Source organism: SAR202 cluster bacterium (assembly GCA_009392515.1).
Classification (GTDB): Bacteria; Chloroflexota; Dehalococcoidia; order Lucifugimonadales; family UBA6952; genus UBA6952.
In genome coordinates, this window is record VFGE01000050.1 from 1 (window position 1) to 17,874 (window position 17,874).

Genomic DNA, 17,874 nt, shown 5'->3' on the forward strand with positions numbered 1-17,874 from the left:
AATCCATCCTGCTATTTGGTTTAGGTTCTGTTGTTTGACTATTGCAATTCCAATTAGTAATAAATATGAGCCGCTTATCAACATTGTCCCGTCAAAGATAGCTTCGGCAATAGTATACGCTTGAAGGTTATTTCCGCCATTTGTTACGAACGAGGGATTTAATACCGTCAAATGGATTACGGAGGATATTGAAAATGCAACTGCTGAAAAAAGAACTAGAATAGAACCAATTGCAGCGAGATTAGACCCAGGCTTTTGAGCTTCTGCCATTGAACGGGCAAAAAATATAGTACCAATGAAAATAGTTGATATTGCTACGGTAATTCCTATTGCAGTTACTCGTGCTAAAGTAGGATTGTCCAAACTTGCTTGAATATTAACAGCAAAATCTTCACTTGCAGCACTTGGTTCAAGAAGAATTAAAATAACTCCTGCTATAGGTCCTAAAACTAACATCCATCCAATTAATGTCTTTGATATCATAAGTTACCTCCTATTTTATGATGCTAAACATTAAATTTTTACAAGGCTTATAGTACCTCCATGAGGATTGAGAATTTCGTTTAATTTTGCAAGATTATTCTCATTATTTTCAATTGAAAAGGCTTCTGGCATTTTGATTTTAGTCACTTTATTCTGGGAAGTAAATGCAAAATGAATACAAAGGTCTCCTTCAGATTCAAGTAAAACATTTTTGATTGATTCTAGTATCTTATTATCTAAATATGGGTCATTAGACTCTTTGAATTTAATTTCGAGAAATGAATTATCATTAATTTCTTTTTCAGTATTTCCGTTAGTTAGAGGTTTATCAATCATAGTTCCATTTGTTTCTTTAGGTGTAGTTTCATTTACGATATTCGAATGAGATATAATTCCGTTCGTTTCTTTAGTTGTAGTTGTATTGGAAATCTCAGCATGGGGAATCGAGCCATTTATCTCTTTCGACCCGCTCTCATTGTATTTTGTCGATGAATTATCTGTTGTTTTATCAATAGAGAGTTGCGGAATTTTTAAATTTTCCACTGAGGTTATAAGTTGAAGGTCGCTACTTCTTATACTATAAAAATCATCTCTTCTTTCGCTTTCACGTAACTTACCAGTAGCCATAAGGTATGAGTTAATTACAAGGATTGGTTTGTATATGTCTAGAAGCTTTTGACTTATGTATAATTCGATTTCTCCACCGAGCATACTTATTTCACATGAAGCATATTCTTGATCATAGTTATTAAATCGATAAGTAATATTTTTTATTTGCCCAGCAATGCTGAGTGTTTTATTATTTTTCCCTTCTAGATTGCCTTTAAAAACATTTATTCTATGATTTTCCATGGTCGCTAGTTCTAATAAAGGATTATTAGTTAATACCTTTCCAAGTAGTTCTTGTTCCCATTCATTAATTTCAGAATTGGTTATAGGCTCTCCTTCAATTAAATAAATTGCATTCAAAGGACGTTCTACTTCTGTATCAAAAAGATCGAACATAGTCGTTTGCCCAGATTCATTTAATCGATGTTGTTCTTGACTCATTGAAACAATTCTATCCAAACTAGCAAGTATTGATTCTCTTTTCTCTAAACTATCAAAAGTTCCTACTTTTACTAAACTTTCTAAAATTCTTTTATTTATAGAGTGAATATTTCCGTGTTTGCACAATTCTTCAAGGTTTTCATATTCATGATTGTTATTTCGCCATTCAATTAAAGATTCTGCTGGTTTAAATCCAACATTCTTAATAGAGCCAAGACCAAATCGAATAGAAGGAACACTGTTTTCATTATGTTCTACTTTAAAGCTAACTCCGCTTTTATTAATATCGGGGGCAAGTACAGGAATGCGTAACCTGACGCATTCATCTATTGTATTTGATACCTTTTCAGTATTACCTAAATTAGAGTTAAGTAGTGCAGTCATGTATTCAACTGGATAGTTGGCTTTAAAATATGCCGTCCAATATGCAATCATTGCATAGCTTACACTATGTGCTTTATTGAATGCATACCCTGCAAAAGGCTCAATTAAATCGAAAACTTTTTCAGCTAATTCCTTGCTATGGCCTTTTGCTAAAGCGCCATCAATGAACTTAACCCGCTCGGAGACCATGATTTCTTGAACTTTTTTACCCATAGCTTTTCTAAATATATCAGCTTCACCAAGGCTATATCCTGCAAGAGCCTGCACAATGAGGAGTACTTGATCTTGATAAACAATAATTCCGTAGGTCTCTTCTAAAATATCTTTCAATATTTCATCAATGTATTGTACTTCTATTTCGCCATGTTTGGTTTTAATAAATGTTTCTATATGTTCCATAGGACCAGGTCTGTATAAAGCTATCATGGCGGAGATTTCTGCAATTGAATTGGGTTTAAGATCTTTGATATAACGCCTCATTCCCGAGCTTTCAAGTTGGAACACACCAGTTGTTTCTCCAGATCCTAATAAGTCAAATGCAGCTTGATTATCTATTTCAATCGCTGGTAAAGAAAGATCGATACCTTTAGTCTCTTTAATTATTTCGATTGTTTTACTTAAAATAGAAAGATTACCTAACCCCAAAAAATCCATTTTTAAAAGGCCTAGGTCTCCAATTGGCCCCATTGAAAATTGTGTAACTGGAACATCTGTATCAGTTTTACGAGGGGCATTTTGTAGCGGAATTACTTCAGTGAGAGGTTCTTTAGAAATGACTACTGCAGCAGCGTGTGTACCTGCATTTCTTACAACACCTTCGAGTTTTTGAGCTTTTTCAATAAGGTTTTTTATATTATTATCTGAATCTTTTAACATTTCGATCTCTTTGATTGAAGATACTGCTTCATCCAAAGAGTTCACGCCGAATGGGATTAATTTTGCTACTTGATCAACATCTCCGTAGGGCATACCTAAAGCTCTACCTGTATCACGCAATGCAGCTTTGGCCCTAAGTGTTCCAAAGGTAATTATTTGAGCTACATGATCAGAACCATACTTTTCACATACATATTGTAATATTTCATCACGTCTATCATCTTGAAAATCCATATCTATATCGGGCATTTCCTTACGTTCGTAATTTAAGAAACGTTCAAATACCAGTCTGTATGATATAGGGTCTATATCTGTTATTCCCAGTACATATAAAACTAAACTTGCAGCAGCACTTCCACGAACCCCAAAAAGTATGTTTTTTCTTCTCGTTTCTTTTGCAATATCCCATACAACTAAAAAGTAATTAGCGAATTGTGCAGTTTTTATAACATTTAATTCATACTCTAATCGCTCACGATATATAGAATCGTAGTTTGGTATTCTACGGTTAATACCATCCATACATAATTCAGTTAAGTATTCGAATGCGTCTTTGTTGTTGGGGGTAGGAAATTCAGGAAGATACACTTTATCAAAGTCTATAGTCACATCACACATTTCACCAATTTTCCAGGTGTTTTCATATGCCTGGGGAAATTCTGGAAATAACGTAGACATTTCTTGACTTGAACGAATGTGGTATGTTTGATCCTCCATTCGCAATCTTTTCCCATCCATAATATTTGTATTAGTTTGTATACAAATCATTAGGTCTTGGATTTCAGAGTCTGTTTTTTCAACATAGTGAGAATCATTTGTTAGGACAAGTGGGAGATTTAAATCTTTATTAAGATTAATTAGGCCTTTGTTGATAGATTCCAAATTGTCTACAAATCTATGATCTTGCAATTCTAAATAGAAGTCATCAAACACGTTGTTATGCCATTCGGCAATATTTTTTGCCTGTGTAAAATCGTTCGCTACAATTGCTTGGGAAAGCTGGCTGTTTGGACATCCAGAAAGAGCGATAATACCTTCTCCAAATTCTTCTAAAAGTTTTTTATCTACTCTTGGTTTATAGTAAAATCCTTCAAGATGCCCTTTAGAAACAAGTTTTATGAGGTTTTTATATCCGGTATTATTTTTTGCAAGAAGAGTTAAGTGGTAAGGACTTTTTTCTGTAGCGTTTTTTATATGCATACTTTCACGAGCTACATATACTTCACAACCAATGATTGGTTTTATGTTTTCACGCATGGATTCTCTATAAAAGTCGATAATTCCATAAAGATTTCCGTGGTCGGTTATAGCGATATGGTCCATGGATTCTTTTTTCACTTTTTCAATGAGAGAAGTGCCATGACTAAATGGTTTTACACGACTTAAGCCGTCTAACAAACTATATTCAGTATGTACATGTAAGTGACTAAATGGTTTCATAGCAAAAAATTTTAAATGGGCGGTAGTGGGCTCGAACCACTGACCTCCGCGATGTCAACGCGACGCTCTAACCAACTGAGCTAACCGCCCGGTTTATCGACAGTGTAACAATCAAGAAGATTGTATTCAATAAAAACTTATTATTAAATTTTATGTCCTTTATAATTTATCTAGATTAGAATACTGTTGCACTAGTTCCGTAATATTTTTGGAACCAGTTTTTTCAATTAATTTAACTAGTGTATTATTTATATTATTAGCAATATTTGGGCCTCTATAAATAAATGCTGTTAGTAGTTGGCCAGTATTAGCTCCTGCATATAAAACAGATAGTAAATCGTAGGCATTTGAAATACCCCCACAAGCATTAATGATAAAATCAAACCCAAATTCAGATCGAATTTCTTTGACCATTTGTATAGTTTGGGTTAATAAAGGCTTTCCACTCATTCCGCCTTTACCTACTGCAAGGCGGTCGTCACTGATTGGTTTTGTATTTGCAATGGTGAAGCCGTCGATTCCGCAAGAGATAGCAGTTTTGATTAATGAAAAAACTAATGTTTTTTCTTCATTTGTGGTATATGGTGGAAGTTTTAGAAAAAGAGACTTTTGTTTGTTTAGTGAATTTAGTAACTTAGCTAAATTATCCTGTTCTTGGAATATTTTAATATTACTTGTATTTGGTGAGCTTATATTTATTTCTAAAAAACTAGCATATGGTTGTATATCTGAATGACACGATAATAGATCTTCATGATCGAGCCCAGAAATACTGAGCATTATTTTACCTAGATTTTGTCGTTTTGATAAATCTTTTTGATATTTTTCAAGGAAATCTGTAACGTAGCTTTTACCTTTAGATGGAAATCCTAAAGCATTGATTAACGCCTCTTCTTTAATATTTCTAGCTATTCTAGGTTTTTCATTACCATATCTGGGAGAGTTAACTATAGTTCCTCCTATAACGTATCCAAATCCTAATAGAAGTAACGAAGTTAAAAATTCACAATCTTTGTCATATCCGGCAGCAAACCCCAAAGGAGATGGAAGATTTTGATCGTTAGTGTAGGATATTTGCAAACGCGGATCAGACGTTTTTTGAAATGAATGATATACTTCCCAAATAAGCTTTCGCTTCAAAAAAAAGTCAGCAAAAGATTGTGCTTTTTCTGGAGGCAATTTAAATAATATTGGACGTAATAGATTTTCATACATGGAATTGTATTTTCTTTCATACGATATTGTTTAATTATATATGTTTACATTAAGTATTTCAGTACGAAATATAGATAATATTTGAATTAAATGGAGGGCAATATGGCAGGACCATTAGAAGGAGTGAAAATTATTGATTTCACTCATTGGTTAGCAGGACCATTTGGGACTATGATTTTGTGTGATTTAGGTGCAGAAGTGATACATGTAGAAAGAATTACTGCAACAGATAGCAATAGAGGAGATGGACCCTATGTTAATGGTATAAGTTCTTATAGGTATTCATTAGAAAGAGGGAAAAAGTCCATACAAGTTGATTTGAAAGATCCTACAGGTTTACAGATTGTAAAAGATTTAATAAATAAGGCAGATGTTGTTACAGAAAACTTTTCAGTAGGTGTTATGGAAAAACTAGGACTTGGGTATGAACAATTTGAAGATACCAATCCAGGATTGATTTATGCTTCATGCTCAGGATACGGTCAAACTGGACCCAGGGCTCAGCAAGGAGCATTTGATGTGATAGCTCAAGGATTTAGCGGCTTAATGAGTATAACTGGTGAACCTGATGGTAGACCTATGCGTGTTGGTACTTCAGTAGGAGATACTTTTGGTGGTACTTATATGGCTTTAGGCATTCTATCAGCTCTTTATGAAAGGGATAGAAGTGGTAAGGGGCAGAAAATCGATGTAAGTATGGTAGAGAGTGTGATATATAACTTAGAAAATGCAATTATTAGATATTCTATAACAGGTCAGATACCTCAAAGAATTGGTACAAGACATCCTTTAATTACACCCTTTCAAACTTTTGAAACAGCTAACGGTTATATATGTATAGCAGGATTAAGAGATTGGGAGGCATTTTGTTTCATTTTAGGATTAGAAGAATTAGCAGCTGACGATCGATTTAATACAGGAGAAAAAAGAACACAAAATCACGGTGCTTTGGAACCAATTTTGACAGAGTCGTTAAAAAAACAGACTACTCAACATTGGATAGAGGTGTTAGATGGAATAGCAGTATGTGGCCCTATAAACAATTTGGAAGAGATGATTGAAGATCCTCATATAAAAGCCCGAAATTCGATTGTTACTTTACCTGTTCCTGGAGAAAATGAACAACAGGTTAAAGTATCTAATACTCCTGTCAGGCTTTCCAGAACTCCTGCAGATGTTAGCAAGAGAGCATTTGTAGTGGGGGAACACACAAAAAGTATATTAAATGAATGGTTAGATTATGATGATAGTACAATTATTGATTTAGAAGAAAAAGGTATATTAAAATCCTCAGACAATGAGTTTATTTAATTTTTAGTTTATATGATAATTGGTCTAGTAGGTTAATAGTGAATGGAGGAGATTATGATCTATGATGCTGAAAAAAGAAATATAACAATGGCTATCACCGGAGAGTCATTAATTTCTCGACAAATGAAGGTATTTAAAGAAAAGCCATTTCTTGCTTTGAGGGATGTTATAGCCAATGCAGATGTGTCTTTTACTAATGCAGAGATGTTGTTCCATAATTATGAAGACGCTCCTTCAACTGTTCCTGGTGGAACATATATGAGATGCGATCCACAATATATAGAAGATTTAAAGTGGATGGGTTTTGATATTGTTGCCACAGCAAATAACCATGCATGGGATTTTGGCGAAAATGGTGTTTTAACTAATATACAAAATTTAGATAAATATGATCTGCCATATGCAGGAACTGGTCCTAATTTAGCATCAGCCAGTGCACCAACGTATTTAGATACAAATGCCGGTCGTGTTGCATTAATTTCAGCTACAACTAGTGGACCTCCAGGAGGAAGAGCTGGAGATCAAAGAAGAGATGTTCGTGGCAGACCAGGCCCAAATTATATTCGTTGGACGACAGAATGGAACGTAGATGAAGAAATGATCAAAGGTCTAAAGTTGGTTGCTGATAAACTTGGTTGGTCTGAAACAATGAAAAACCGAGCTGAAAAAGGTGCTGAATTTGAAGATAATTCTGATAAATTAAGCCCTCCTTCTGACGATTTAGTATATTTCTTAGACCATGCTAGTTATCAAGACGAATCTTATACAAAATTTGTAAAAGGTAGTTCAATTCAGAAACGCACATATATAAATGAATCGGACCTCAAAAGGAATTTAGAACGTGTATCTGATGCAAAACGAATGAGTGATTGGGTATTATTTACCGTACATAATCATGAAGGTGGCGCAACAGAAAATGAACCATCTGATCATATAAAAGTTCTTGCACATGCAGTAATTGATGCAGGTGCAGATATGTTTATTGGCCATGGACCACACCAAGATAGAGGTATTGAAATATATAAAGGAAAACCAATTTTTTATAGTTTAGGTGATTTTATTTTACAGAACGACACTGTTGAACTTATGCCTCACGATAATATGATTCGTCAAAATTTGAGTTGGGAAGGAACCCCTGCTGATTTTTATGATGCTCGTGATGGAAGTGCATATTCAGCTGATAAAAACGCTGTAAGAGGACAGACTATTGAGCCTATCAGATGGGAAAGTGCTGTTGCTACTGTTCAATTTGAAAAGGGTGAAATGATAAAACTAGAATTATTACCTATAGATCTTGGATATGGGAAAGAAAGATCTCAGAGAGGCCGCCCAGTATTAGCTTCAGGACAAGTAGCAAAACAAGTTTTAGAACGTTTTCAGATCCTTTCAGAACCATTTGGTACGAAGATTACGATTGATGGTGACAAAGGTATTATCAATTTATAATTTATGGTAACAGATGAGATAAAAGAGTTAATTGATATAGCTGCGGAAAAAATTCATGCAGCTAGTCATGTTGTTGCTTTAGTTGGTGCTGGTATGAGCGCGGAAAGTGGAATACCAACATATAGAGGTTCAGGCGGTATTTGGACTAAAATTGGTGAACCAGATCCAAGAAGTTTTCAAAATTTTATGAACGATCCTAAATTATGGTGGGAACGAATGTTAAATCCTGGCCTAGTCAATGAAGAATCACCTGAACGGGCAAAATTTACAAAGGCATTGGCTGAAGCTAAACCTAACCCAGGTCATTTTGCATTAGTTAAGTTAGAAAAAATGGGTAAACTGGATACAATAATTACACAAAACGTTGATGGATTACATAGGATTGCTGGTAACAATAACGTTGCTGAGATTCATGGTAATAGAAATTATTACCGTTGTTTAGATTGTTCTAGCAGGTTTTTACGAGACGAATTTACCATCGTTGATATTCCTCCTAAATGCCCAAATTGCCAGGGTATGATTAAAGGTGATGGGGTAATGTTTGGAGAACCGATACCGACTGATGTCCTTACAAAATGTATTAGTGCTACCCAAAATTGTGATGCTATGTTGGTTTTAGGTACTTCTGGTACTGTATACCCTGCTGCATCTTTTCCTACAGAAGCTTACATGAACGGCGCATATATAGTTGAGATTAATCCAGAAAGAACACCAATATCAGATATTGTTACAACCCAAATAGCTGGTGCAACTGGTGATATACTTCCATTATTAGTAGAAAAAATACAAGAGTTGGGCTAATTATTTCCTATTGGTTTGGTACCAAATATTATGTGGTGTCAGATTTTTTTCAGAAATTTTATATGAAGGATCTAATTTCTCATTTTTTTGTTTGTTTTGTTTGGTGGTCAATTCTTCATCGTATACACTAAACTTAATGTTAATATTGTCACGTTCTAGAAATGTAACCATGCCTATAGGATTTTCTTTAGATATCTTTATAATTTGACCTATTTTAAGTTGATACCGTATTTCAACAGTTGTGGAGGCTGAATACCAGTCGGTTTGAACTCTGACTGTGTATGTATCTGGGAAGGGAGGATCAAATTGATTGGTAATTCCCATCCAAACTGAATCCCAGTTTTCAGGGGTTTGAAACCAGCAATTGGCTTTTAAAGTAATTGCTCCTGCTGGCGTATGGAAATCATTGAAAAGTGTATCAATTTTCCTCATGGCTATTTGGTAATCTTCTTGCGTCGTGGGTACATTTGGGTCTTTAGGAATTAGTTGGACCATTCGTGAACCATCCTCACCGACTGAGAGTATAAAGGGAATATCCACCACAGGATTTTCTGGAGTATACGTAACTTGGATATACTCTGGTACCCTTTGAATTTCCCAATTAGAACTACTATTTGGGTATACTACAAGGCCGAGTTCGTTACCTGCAGTAATCGGGGGGCAATGTAGAGAAGCTTGAGGTAGACGAGGACGTGTGGAAATTTTCTGAGGTTTTCGGTCATTATTATCTGTCATGAAGCAGATTACATCGTCCATCAGAAAGTACTCCTTGACTTAATGAATCTAAAAATAAAAAGGGAAGAGATTATCTCTTCCCTTTTAGGTGTTATATTATTATCTTCTAAAACCAGATGCACGTGTTGTGCAAAGTTTTTCACCTTTTTGATTGTAGAAGTTTACCTCTGTAGTGATAATTAACATATGTGAACCATCTCGCCCAACACGTTCAATAATATTTGCATAGCGTTGCTGTTTGTAGATTCTGTCACCTCGACTTGGATATTTAAAAATTTCCAAATCATTACCAGCGTTGAGGTTTCTTACTAAGTCAGTAGGGACACGAGGTAAAGATCCTTTTGGTCTTTCTTTGAGTTGTGCAACTCCATCTGCCACAGGGTTTTCTTTAAAAGCCTGTGTTACAGGATCGCCACCCCATGGTGGGGTTTTTGCTTGATAGCTAACATAAATTGGTGGGGTAATTAACTCACCAAATTTAGTGTCTTTCGCATATTCTTCATCCCAAAATCTAGGATCAGGATCCATAACAGCTTGTGTGAATCTGCGCACTCCTTCGTTTTCAATTAACCACCAAGAAGCCTCTGCCAATTCGCCCTCAACACCAATCATTGCTTTTACTTCATCTGTTAATTTTGTTTCAGATGTCGTCATAATTTTCCTCCTTAGGGGTTATGGTTTTTGACCATCCCAAATACTTCCAGTTTTTGCGATTTGTTGTATAGGTGTAATACTTTCGATATTCCATCCCTTTTGTTCTAACCATGCATCAAATGCATCTTGTGAAGGAGAATGACATTCTGCCATTAATTTACCGTCGCCTAAATGTAGAACAGTAGTAATTGTTGTTCGTGCATCTGGGCGCCAATTTTTTGTAGCAGCCATTTGTTCTCTAAATTTTTCTGGATTATCCCATCCATCAGCAGTACCTATTGCTAACCAACGTGGCATAATTGCCTCCTTAATAAAAAGTTTGTTTATATGTTAATTATTCTTCTGGAGCGACAAAAGGATATGGTATCTCTTTTCCGCCTTTTATTGGCAATACAATTGTTCCATTTCCTGGACATGTATTAATACCATCTTGGTTTGTCATTCCTGTTTCGACTTCAACAAACCCTAGTCCATCTTTTTCATATTTGTTAGTTACTTTTGCATGAACAGTAATTGTATCTCCAGGAACAATCATTGCTCTGTGTTGAAATTGAACCTTCCATGCCCATCCATTAGGTAAGCAGAGATCCTTTAAATATTGAGGCATTACACTTTGCTTCCATGAACCTTGTGCCAAAATATTTGGTAGTCCATCATGATAAATACTGAAGTCTTGATCATAGTGAATCCTGTGCCAGTTTTCAATCGCAGCGCTCCATCTAAATAAGTGTGTTGGAGTCATTGGTCCAATAACATATGGTGGCAAATCTTGCCCAACTTCTACGTCATCGTAATATGTTTGTTCTTTATTTCTTAACTCTTCTTGAGTAGGCATAACCATTCTCCTTTCTTGAAAATAATTTTATCTTCTAAAGCTTGAAGATCGTGTGATACAAAGTAATGTACCATCTTGATTTCTGTATGTTGTTTCCATTGTGATGATTAACATATGAGAACCGTCACGACCTACACGTTCTGTTATGTTATGGTATTTGTTTTTCGCAAACACCCTATCTCCCATTGATGGGTATTTATATACTTCAATCTCATTTCCAGCATTTAATACTCGCACGAGATCAGTAGGTATATCCGGCAGTGCTCCAGGTCTACTACTGGTTCTTACACCACCAATACCATCTGAGACTGGATTTTCCCTAAAAGCTCTAGTAACAGGATCATCCTCACGAGGATGCGTTCTATTAAGATAGGTTACATAAATTCCCGGGGTGGTAGTTTCACCAAATTTTGTGGATTTTGCAAATTTTTCATCATAGTGCCTAGGATCTGGATCCATTACGGCCTGAGTAAATCTTCTCAAACCTTCTTTTTCAACCCCCCAGACAGTGACTTCGTGTTCTTCACCCTCAACACCTATTAGAGCTTTTATGTCATCAGTTAATTTACTTTCTCCATTTGAAGTCATGACCTCTCCTTCCTTCACAGTCGAATTTTCTTCCTTTTGACATAAAACGGGGATATAAAAACACTCTGAAAAATGTTCAATTTCTTGTCTTTAATAACCCCAAAAGCTACTTAGTAGACGGATAATACTGCACCTTTACATTAGAGTCAATACCATCTTAGGTTAGAAAATGACACTTTAATTGACAGAAAATTAAAGAAAGAATACAATGCTGCATCCGTAAAATATTAATAATAAAATTGTATAATAAATGAATGTTAGAAAAACTTGTTTTTATAATAACCGTCAATAGGAGAATTAATGCAAAAAAGTAGCATTATTAGAATTGGTGACAAGGTTGTTAGGAAACCTCGAACAAAAGAATTTGAAACTGAAATAATACAGGAATCATTTTCTAATACTTCTGTTAGATCAAGGAGATTTGAATCTCCATTACTTATAATTTATATTTTTGGTTTTATTATCTCCTTGGGAACTTTATTTTTATGGTTACCTATTTCAAATAATAGTGATGAATTCACCCCATTTATAACTGCATTATTTACATCAACTTCTGCCGCTACATTAACGGGATTAGTTACTGTTAACACTTCGGAGTATTGGAGTTTTTTTGGCGAGATAACAATAGCAATTCTAATGTTTTTAGGTGGTGCTACTTTTATGAGTGCTGCAACATTTTTGTTAGTTGTTTTTGCACAACAATTTACTTCAAGTAATCAATTAGTATTATGGGAAAACCAACCCATAAAGGAGATGATAGGGTCATCGAATATATTGAGAATAACTATTCAAGTTGCTGCTTTAGGTTTAATTATTCAAATAGCTGCTGCTATTTTTTATTATTACCGTTTTATAAATTTATTTCAGAGTAATGGCGAAGTAATTTGGCAATCTATATTTTTATCTATATCTTCTTACAATAATGGTGGCTTTACTATAATACCGGATAGTTCGAGTTTAACAGTGTTTTTTCAAGATCATATAACCTTGTTATTTATAGCTTTTATGATTTTTCTCGGGAGTCTTAGCTACCCAGTAATATTAGAATTATTGAAATTTAAACGTTTTAAACGATTATCTTTAGATACAAAATTGGTACTTGTTACAACTATAAGTTTAGTAATTTTAGGTACATTATTCTTTCTTGTTACTGAATCAGGAAATTCAGCAACATTCAAAGATCAAAATTTTATAGAAAGAATTGGTACTTCGCTTTTTCAATCTATAAGTGGAAGAACTGCGGGCTTTTCATCAGTAGATTTTAGTTCAACAAGAGAATATACCAATATTTTATATGCTGGATTGATGTTTATTGGAGGTGCATCAGGCTCAGTTGCAGGAGGTATAAAAGTGACAACTTTCGCAGTAATAGTACTTGCGATTATGACTGCTAGTAGAGGTAAAACTTATGTAGAGGCTTACGGAAGGGAAATACCTAATTCATTAGTAGTTAGAGCTTTTTCACTTTCATTTATTGCAATTATATTTATTTTCACAATTGCTTTTTTATTAGTTATTACAGAAAATATTACTTATAGTAAAGTGTTGTTTGAAGTGATTTCTGCATTTGGAACAGTGGGATTATCAACAGGTATTACTTCTTCATTGTCTGATATTGGCCAATTACTGATTATATTTACAATGTTTATAGGTCGAGTTGGTCCTTTAACAATTGCATTAGCTTTAGGTAGGAGTAGGTATACTGCACTATATCGTTATTCAGAAGAAAGAATTAGAATCGGATAAATACTAAGAAAAGGAATAAAGATGGCAAGACAGGCTATAGTAGTGGGTTTGGGAAGATTTGGAATAAGTTTAGCACAAGAATTAGACACACTCGGATTTGATGTTTTAGCACTTGATAGTAGCGATCATGTAATTGAAAACTTACAAGGTCAGTTAACATACATGATTAAGGGCGATTCAACAAGTGAGGCTGTATTACGTGATTTAGGTATAGCAAATTATGATTTGGGGATAGTGGCTATTGGGACTGATATTCAGGCTAATATAATGACTACAATTCTACTTAAAACGCTAGGTGTTAAACAAGTTATTGCCAGATCAAATAATACTCTTCATTCTCAGACTCTTGAAAGAGTTGGCGCCGATAAGGTAGTTAATCCTGAACATGATGCAGGTGTTCGAATGGCACATACATTATTTAATCCTGACGTACAAGATTATTTATCTGTAGCATCAAAGTTCGGTATAAGTAGAGTTAAACCTCCTATCAATGTGGTAGGAAAAACTATAGAAGAATCAGGATTAGGTGGAACTAGAGACAAATATGGCGTTTCAGTGTTAGCTATTCGTAGAGGAAAAGATCCGATAATTTTCCCCGCAAAAGATGAATCAATACGAGAAAATGATGTTTTATTTATTGCAGGAAGAGATGATCTTTTAGATCGAATGAGATCTGAAGACATTAATAATTAGTTATCAATTAGAGGATGTATGGGTAAATATACTATAGTTGTACCGGTAATCGGGGATGTGACAGATGAGCATGCTATTAATTTAGCTAAACTTATGGCTCAACAAAACAAAGGACAAGTTTTTGTTTTTCATGTTATTGAAGTTGGGCGACAATTACCTTTAGATGCGGATTTGGCGCCAGATTTCAACATAGGCGATGGTATTTTAACTGGCGTAGAATCACAAGCAAAAAAAATCAATCTTAGGGTTGAGGCAGAGTTATTGCAAGCAAGAGAAGCTGGATTGGCTATTATACAAGAAGCTGTTGATCGAGATGCCAGTTTAATTATTATGTCTTCAGAGTATAAAAGAGCACACGGTTCTTTTACATTAGGTTATACTATCCCATACGTTTTAGAAAATGCACATTGTCCGGTGCTATTATATAGAAATGAAAAATAACTACAAAGGTTCGTTATGAATATTGTTATCATGGGCTGTAATCTGATTGCTGTTAATGTTGCAGAAAAGATGTCGCAAAAAGGGAATCATGTATCAATAATTGATGTTGATGCAGATAATTTTTTAATAATTGATGAAACTGAAAATATTAAAACTATTATTGGAGATGGCACAGTTTCCAGCGATTTGGAAAGTGTTGGGATAGAAGGTAGCGATATATTCTTAGCTTTAGAACCGAATGATAATCGGAATATATTAGCTGCACAAAAAGTTAAGTCTTTGTACAACATTGACACTATATTGTGTTTGGTTTCAGATCCCAAAAAAGATGGAATATTTCGAAAGTTAGGTTTAAACGTTATTAGTACTACAAGCCTGATATCTGATATTGTGTTAGATTCTATAAGATAAATAAAAAGGGAAAATATGTACGCCTTAATATTAGGATGTGGAACGATTGGATATAATTTAGCTTCAGAACTTCTAGCAAGTGGAAATGAGGTTTTGGTCTTTGAACCTGATGCAGTACGTTATTCATCAGTTGTTAATTCTTTTGGCAGTATAGCTTTGCAAGCAGACGGTACAAACCCAAACAGTTTGGAAAAAGCTGGAGTCAGAAGAGCAGATTTATTAATAGCTGTAACTGGTGACGATTCTTCAAATTTGATTGGATGCCAAGTTGCAAAATTATCATTTAATATTCCAAAAACCATAGCTTTGGTAAATAATCCAGAGAATGAAATTTTATTTAAAGAACTAGGTGTTGATGTAATAATTAATCACACCGATGTAATATTACAAGATTTAGAAGATAGTATTCCAGAACAACATAAACCCTCATTTTTTGAAATGCCTTTGTCAGAAAATTCTCAAAAAAAAATCTTTCGTGTACATGTTGAACTGGAAAGCAATGTTATTGGTATTAAAATTAATGACATTCAATTACCAGAAGATACGTCTATTTTAATGATTATTGATGGGCGAGGAAATTCGAAGAATATTGATTCAAATACAACTATTGATATTGGCGATGAATTGATATTTATCGGAGATGAAGATTCTATAAGAGTCTTAAATAATTGGCTTACAATGTAGGAGATTATATGACACGTACAATAGCATATTTAGGACCAGCGGGAACTTTTACGGAATTAGCTGCTCAATTGTATGATTCAGAAGCCAATTTGGTACCACAACCAAGCTTTCGTGCAGTATACGATTCGGTTGGAATAGATAGTGATCTAGCTGTATTACCTATCGAAAATAGTTTAAATGGATCAGTTGTAGATACTCTAGACTTATTAATTCATGATCCTTCATTGATTATTTGTGATGAAGTAATAATTAAAATAGAACACCATTTTATTCTTGACCCAAATACTGATGTAAATAACATAGAAAATATTTATTCACACCCACAAGCACTAGCACAATGTAAGCTATTTATTGAATCTCATTTCCCAAATGCAAATCTAGTAGCTTCGCTAAGTACTGCTTCTGCAGTTGAACAAATAAAAGGTGATTCTTCAGGTGCAGCAATTGGAAATCGAGGTTCAGCTGAACTTTATGGAATGAAAATTATACATCAAAGTATTCAGGATAACTCTTCAAATGTGACTAGATTCGTAGTTTTAGGTAAAGATTATACAGATTCAAGTGGGTCGGATAAAACTTCATTGTGTTTTACATATGACGTTGATAAGCCTGGGCAGCTATATGATACGTTAGGTATCTTTGCTTCCAATAATATCAATTTGATTAAAATAGAATCTCGACCTTCTAGAGAAGGTTTAGGCCAATATATATTTTTAATTGACTTTGATGGACATCAAAATGATGAGAATATTAAACATGTGATGAAAAAGTTAAGAAACCAAACAAGTCAGATACGAGTGTTTGGTTCGTATCCTAGATTTAATGAGGTCTAATTATTATGGTTAAAGCGAATTATATAAGTTGTGAAGACTTATCAAATTTAATTACTAACAGTATTGATTTTTGTTTACTTGATGTACGTTCTAAAGCAGAATTTAATGAGAAACATATCTTAGGTTCAAGCTCTATTCCTAGGTCAGATCTTGAATTTCAACTACCACGTTTAATTCCGTATAAACAAACGAAAATTATATTAAATGACAGTGATTCCAAAAGATCTTTTTATTCTGTATCGCAACTTTTTCATATGGGATATTCAAATGTATTGGTATTAGAAGGTGGCTTAAATAAATGGATAGCTGATGGATATTCATATACTGAGGGTATGAATGTTCCTAGCAAAGCCTTTGGTGAGCAAGTTTTACATACTGACGATCCTCCCGAAATAACACCGGAAGAACTTTTTGAAAAGATCCAAAATGGTGAAAAGCTATTATTAATTGATACGAGAACTCCTGAAGAATATTCAAGAGCTACTATGCCAAATAGTATCAGTATTCCTAATGGAGAATTAATAAATCGAGTTCCACAATTGAATGAAGAGTTTGATGGACAAATCGTAATACATTGTGGTGGAAGAACAAGGAGCATTATTGGGGCGAGCTTAATGCATGCTTTAGGTTATAAAGATATTATTTCTTTAAAAGATGGCACGATGGGCTGGTTATTAGCTGGATATGATCTTCAATATGATAATGATGTAGAAGATTTTGTTGATACAACATCGGGTTATAAAAAACTTGCTCAACAATTAGCTGAAAATATGCGTAAACAAAATGGAATACAAACCATTGAACAATCTGAGCTTAAAAATCTTTTTGATGAAAATATCCAAAGTAATATTTACTTTATCGACGTTAGAACTGAATCTGAATATAAACAATCACATTTATCAGAATTCGATTGGATGGCAGGCGGTCAGTTAATTCAGCGTACGGATGAAACTATTGGTGTAAAAAATGCACGAGTTATTCTAGTTTGTAATGATATGACACGATCGACGGTTGCTGCGTATTGGTTAAAAAGGATGGGTTATGACAATATCCAAGTAGTTTTGGGAGGTATGAATGAATGCGCAAGTAATGAATTTAAGTTTAGTTCAGAATTTTCAAAACCTGACATAGATCTTCCTGTAAATTACAAATCTATTAGTACAAATGAATTACTTAATAGTATAAATAACAAAGAAAATCAGACAATTTTATTTTTGGGAAATAGTGCAAATTATAATGAAGGTCACA

The 17,874-nt window shown here is 34.2% G+C and carries 18 protein-coding genes and 1 tRNA gene; 10 read left to right on the forward strand and 9 right to left on the reverse strand.

What is annotated here, in order from left to right; genetic code table 11:
• From FI695_07265 to pyrD, 4 genes are all read right to left on the reverse strand, one after another.
• On the reverse strand, positions 1 to 483 hold a 483-nt coding region (locus FI695_07265), incomplete at its 3' end, for a hypothetical protein (protein MQG51754.1).
• Positions 484 to 513: 30 nt separating this feature from the next.
• Positions 514 to 4,233: a DNA polymerase III subunit alpha gene (gene dnaE / locus FI695_07270; protein ID MQG51755.1), complete on the reverse strand. Its 3,720-nt coding sequence runs from the start codon at positions 4,231 to 4,233 to the stop codon at positions 514 to 516.
• 16 nt (positions 4,234 to 4,249) lie between these two features.
• Positions 4,250 to 4,323 (reverse strand) — tRNA-Val (locus FI695_07275).
• Between the two features lie 69 nt (positions 4,324 to 4,392).
• Positions 4,393 to 5,448, reverse strand: coding sequence for a dihydroorotate dehydrogenase (quinone) (pyrD, locus tag FI695_07280; GenBank protein ID MQG51756.1), 1,056 nt, complete (start codon positions 5,446 to 5,448; stop codon positions 4,393 to 4,395).
• A gap of 90 nt (positions 5,449 to 5,538) precedes the next feature.
• On the opposite strand from pyrD, the gene FI695_07285 reads away from it, so the two are divergent.
• Genes FI695_07285 through FI695_07295 form a run of 3 tightly spaced genes read left to right on the forward strand, consistent with a single transcriptional unit; the run spans position 5,539 to position 9,006 of the window.
• Complete coding sequence (locus tag FI695_07285) at positions 5,539 to 6,759, forward strand: CoA transferase (protein MQG51757.1); 1,221 nt, start codon at positions 5,539 to 5,541, stop codon at positions 6,757 to 6,759.
• 42 nt (positions 6,760 to 6,801) lie between these two features.
• The gene (locus FI695_07290; GenBank protein MQG51758.1) at positions 6,802 to 8,205 is read left to right on the forward strand and encodes a CapA family protein; all 1,404 of its coding nucleotides are present in this window, start codon (positions 6,802 to 6,804) and stop codon (positions 8,203 to 8,205) included.
• Positions 8,206 to 8,208: 3 nt separating this feature from the next.
• Positions 8,209 to 9,006 (forward strand): NAD-dependent deacylase, encoded by a 798-nt coding sequence (locus FI695_07295; GenBank protein ID MQG51759.1) that lies wholly within the window; start codon positions 8,209 to 8,211, stop codon positions 9,004 to 9,006.
• On the opposite strand, the gene FI695_07300 is transcribed toward FI695_07295, so the two are convergent.
• The 5 genes from FI695_07300 to FI695_07320 all read right to left on the reverse strand — a co-directional run bounded on the left by FI695_07300 (position 9,007) and on the right by FI695_07320 (position 11,818).
• On the reverse strand, positions 9,007 to 9,762 hold the full coding sequence (locus FI695_07300) for a hypothetical protein (GenBank protein MQG51760.1): 756 nt from the start codon (positions 9,760 to 9,762) through the stop codon (positions 9,007 to 9,009). It lies immediately after the preceding gene.
• 78 nt (positions 9,763 to 9,840) lie between these two features.
• Positions 9,841 to 10,395, reverse strand: coding sequence for a MaoC family dehydratase (locus tag FI695_07305; GenBank protein ID MQG51761.1), 555 nt, complete (start codon positions 10,393 to 10,395; stop codon positions 9,841 to 9,843).
• Positions 10,396 to 10,413: 18 nt separating this feature from the next.
• Positions 10,414 to 10,692 carry a hypothetical protein gene (locus tag FI695_07310; GenBank protein ID MQG51762.1) on the reverse strand — a complete coding sequence of 93 codons (279 nt, stop codon included), beginning with the start codon at positions 10,690 to 10,692 and terminating at the stop codon, positions 10,414 to 10,416.
• Between the two features lie 37 nt (positions 10,693 to 10,729).
• Positions 10,730 to 11,230, reverse strand: coding sequence for an acyl dehydratase (locus FI695_07315; protein MQG51763.1), 501 nt, complete (start codon positions 11,228 to 11,230; stop codon positions 10,730 to 10,732).
• A 27-nt stretch (positions 11,231 to 11,257) separates the two neighbouring features.
• Positions 11,258 to 11,818 (reverse strand): MaoC family dehydratase, encoded by a 561-nt coding sequence (locus tag FI695_07320; protein MQG51764.1) that lies wholly within the window; start codon positions 11,816 to 11,818, stop codon positions 11,258 to 11,260.
• Between the two features lie 300 nt (positions 11,819 to 12,118).
• Between FI695_07320 and FI695_07325 the strand changes: the two genes are divergently transcribed.
• From FI695_07325 to FI695_07355, 7 genes are all read left to right on the forward strand, one after another.
• Positions 12,119 to 13,564 carry a Trk family potassium uptake protein gene (locus FI695_07325; protein ID MQG51765.1) on the forward strand — a complete coding sequence of 482 codons (1,446 nt, stop codon included), beginning with the start codon at positions 12,119 to 12,121 and terminating at the stop codon, positions 13,562 to 13,564.
• 21 nt (positions 13,565 to 13,585) lie between these two features.
• On the forward strand, positions 13,586 to 14,257 hold the full coding sequence (locus tag FI695_07330; protein ID MQG51766.1) for a TrkA family potassium uptake protein: 672 nt from the start codon (positions 13,586 to 13,588) through the stop codon (positions 14,255 to 14,257).
• Between the two features lie 18 nt (positions 14,258 to 14,275).
• The gene (locus FI695_07335) at positions 14,276 to 14,698 is read left to right on the forward strand and encodes a universal stress protein (protein MQG51767.1); all 423 of its coding nucleotides are present in this window, start codon (positions 14,276 to 14,278) and stop codon (positions 14,696 to 14,698) included.
• Positions 14,699 to 14,713: 15 nt separating this feature from the next.
• Entirely contained in the window at positions 14,714 to 15,109 is a 396-nt protein-coding gene (locus tag FI695_07340) for a TrkA family potassium uptake protein (protein MQG51768.1), read from the forward strand.
• 15 nt (positions 15,110 to 15,124) lie between these two features.
• Positions 15,125 to 15,793 (forward strand): TrkA family potassium uptake protein, encoded by a 669-nt coding sequence (locus tag FI695_07345; protein MQG51769.1) that lies wholly within the window; start codon positions 15,125 to 15,127, stop codon positions 15,791 to 15,793.
• 8 nt (positions 15,794 to 15,801) lie between these two features.
• Positions 15,802 to 16,626 carry a prephenate dehydratase gene (gene pheA / locus FI695_07350; protein ID MQG51770.1) on the forward strand — a complete coding sequence of 275 codons (825 nt, stop codon included), beginning with the start codon at positions 15,802 to 15,804 and terminating at the stop codon, positions 16,624 to 16,626.
• A gap of 5 nt (positions 16,627 to 16,631) precedes the next feature.
• Positions 16,632 to 17,874: hypothetical protein (locus FI695_07355; protein ID MQG51771.1), on the forward strand; the 1,243-nt coding region annotated here is incomplete at its 3' end.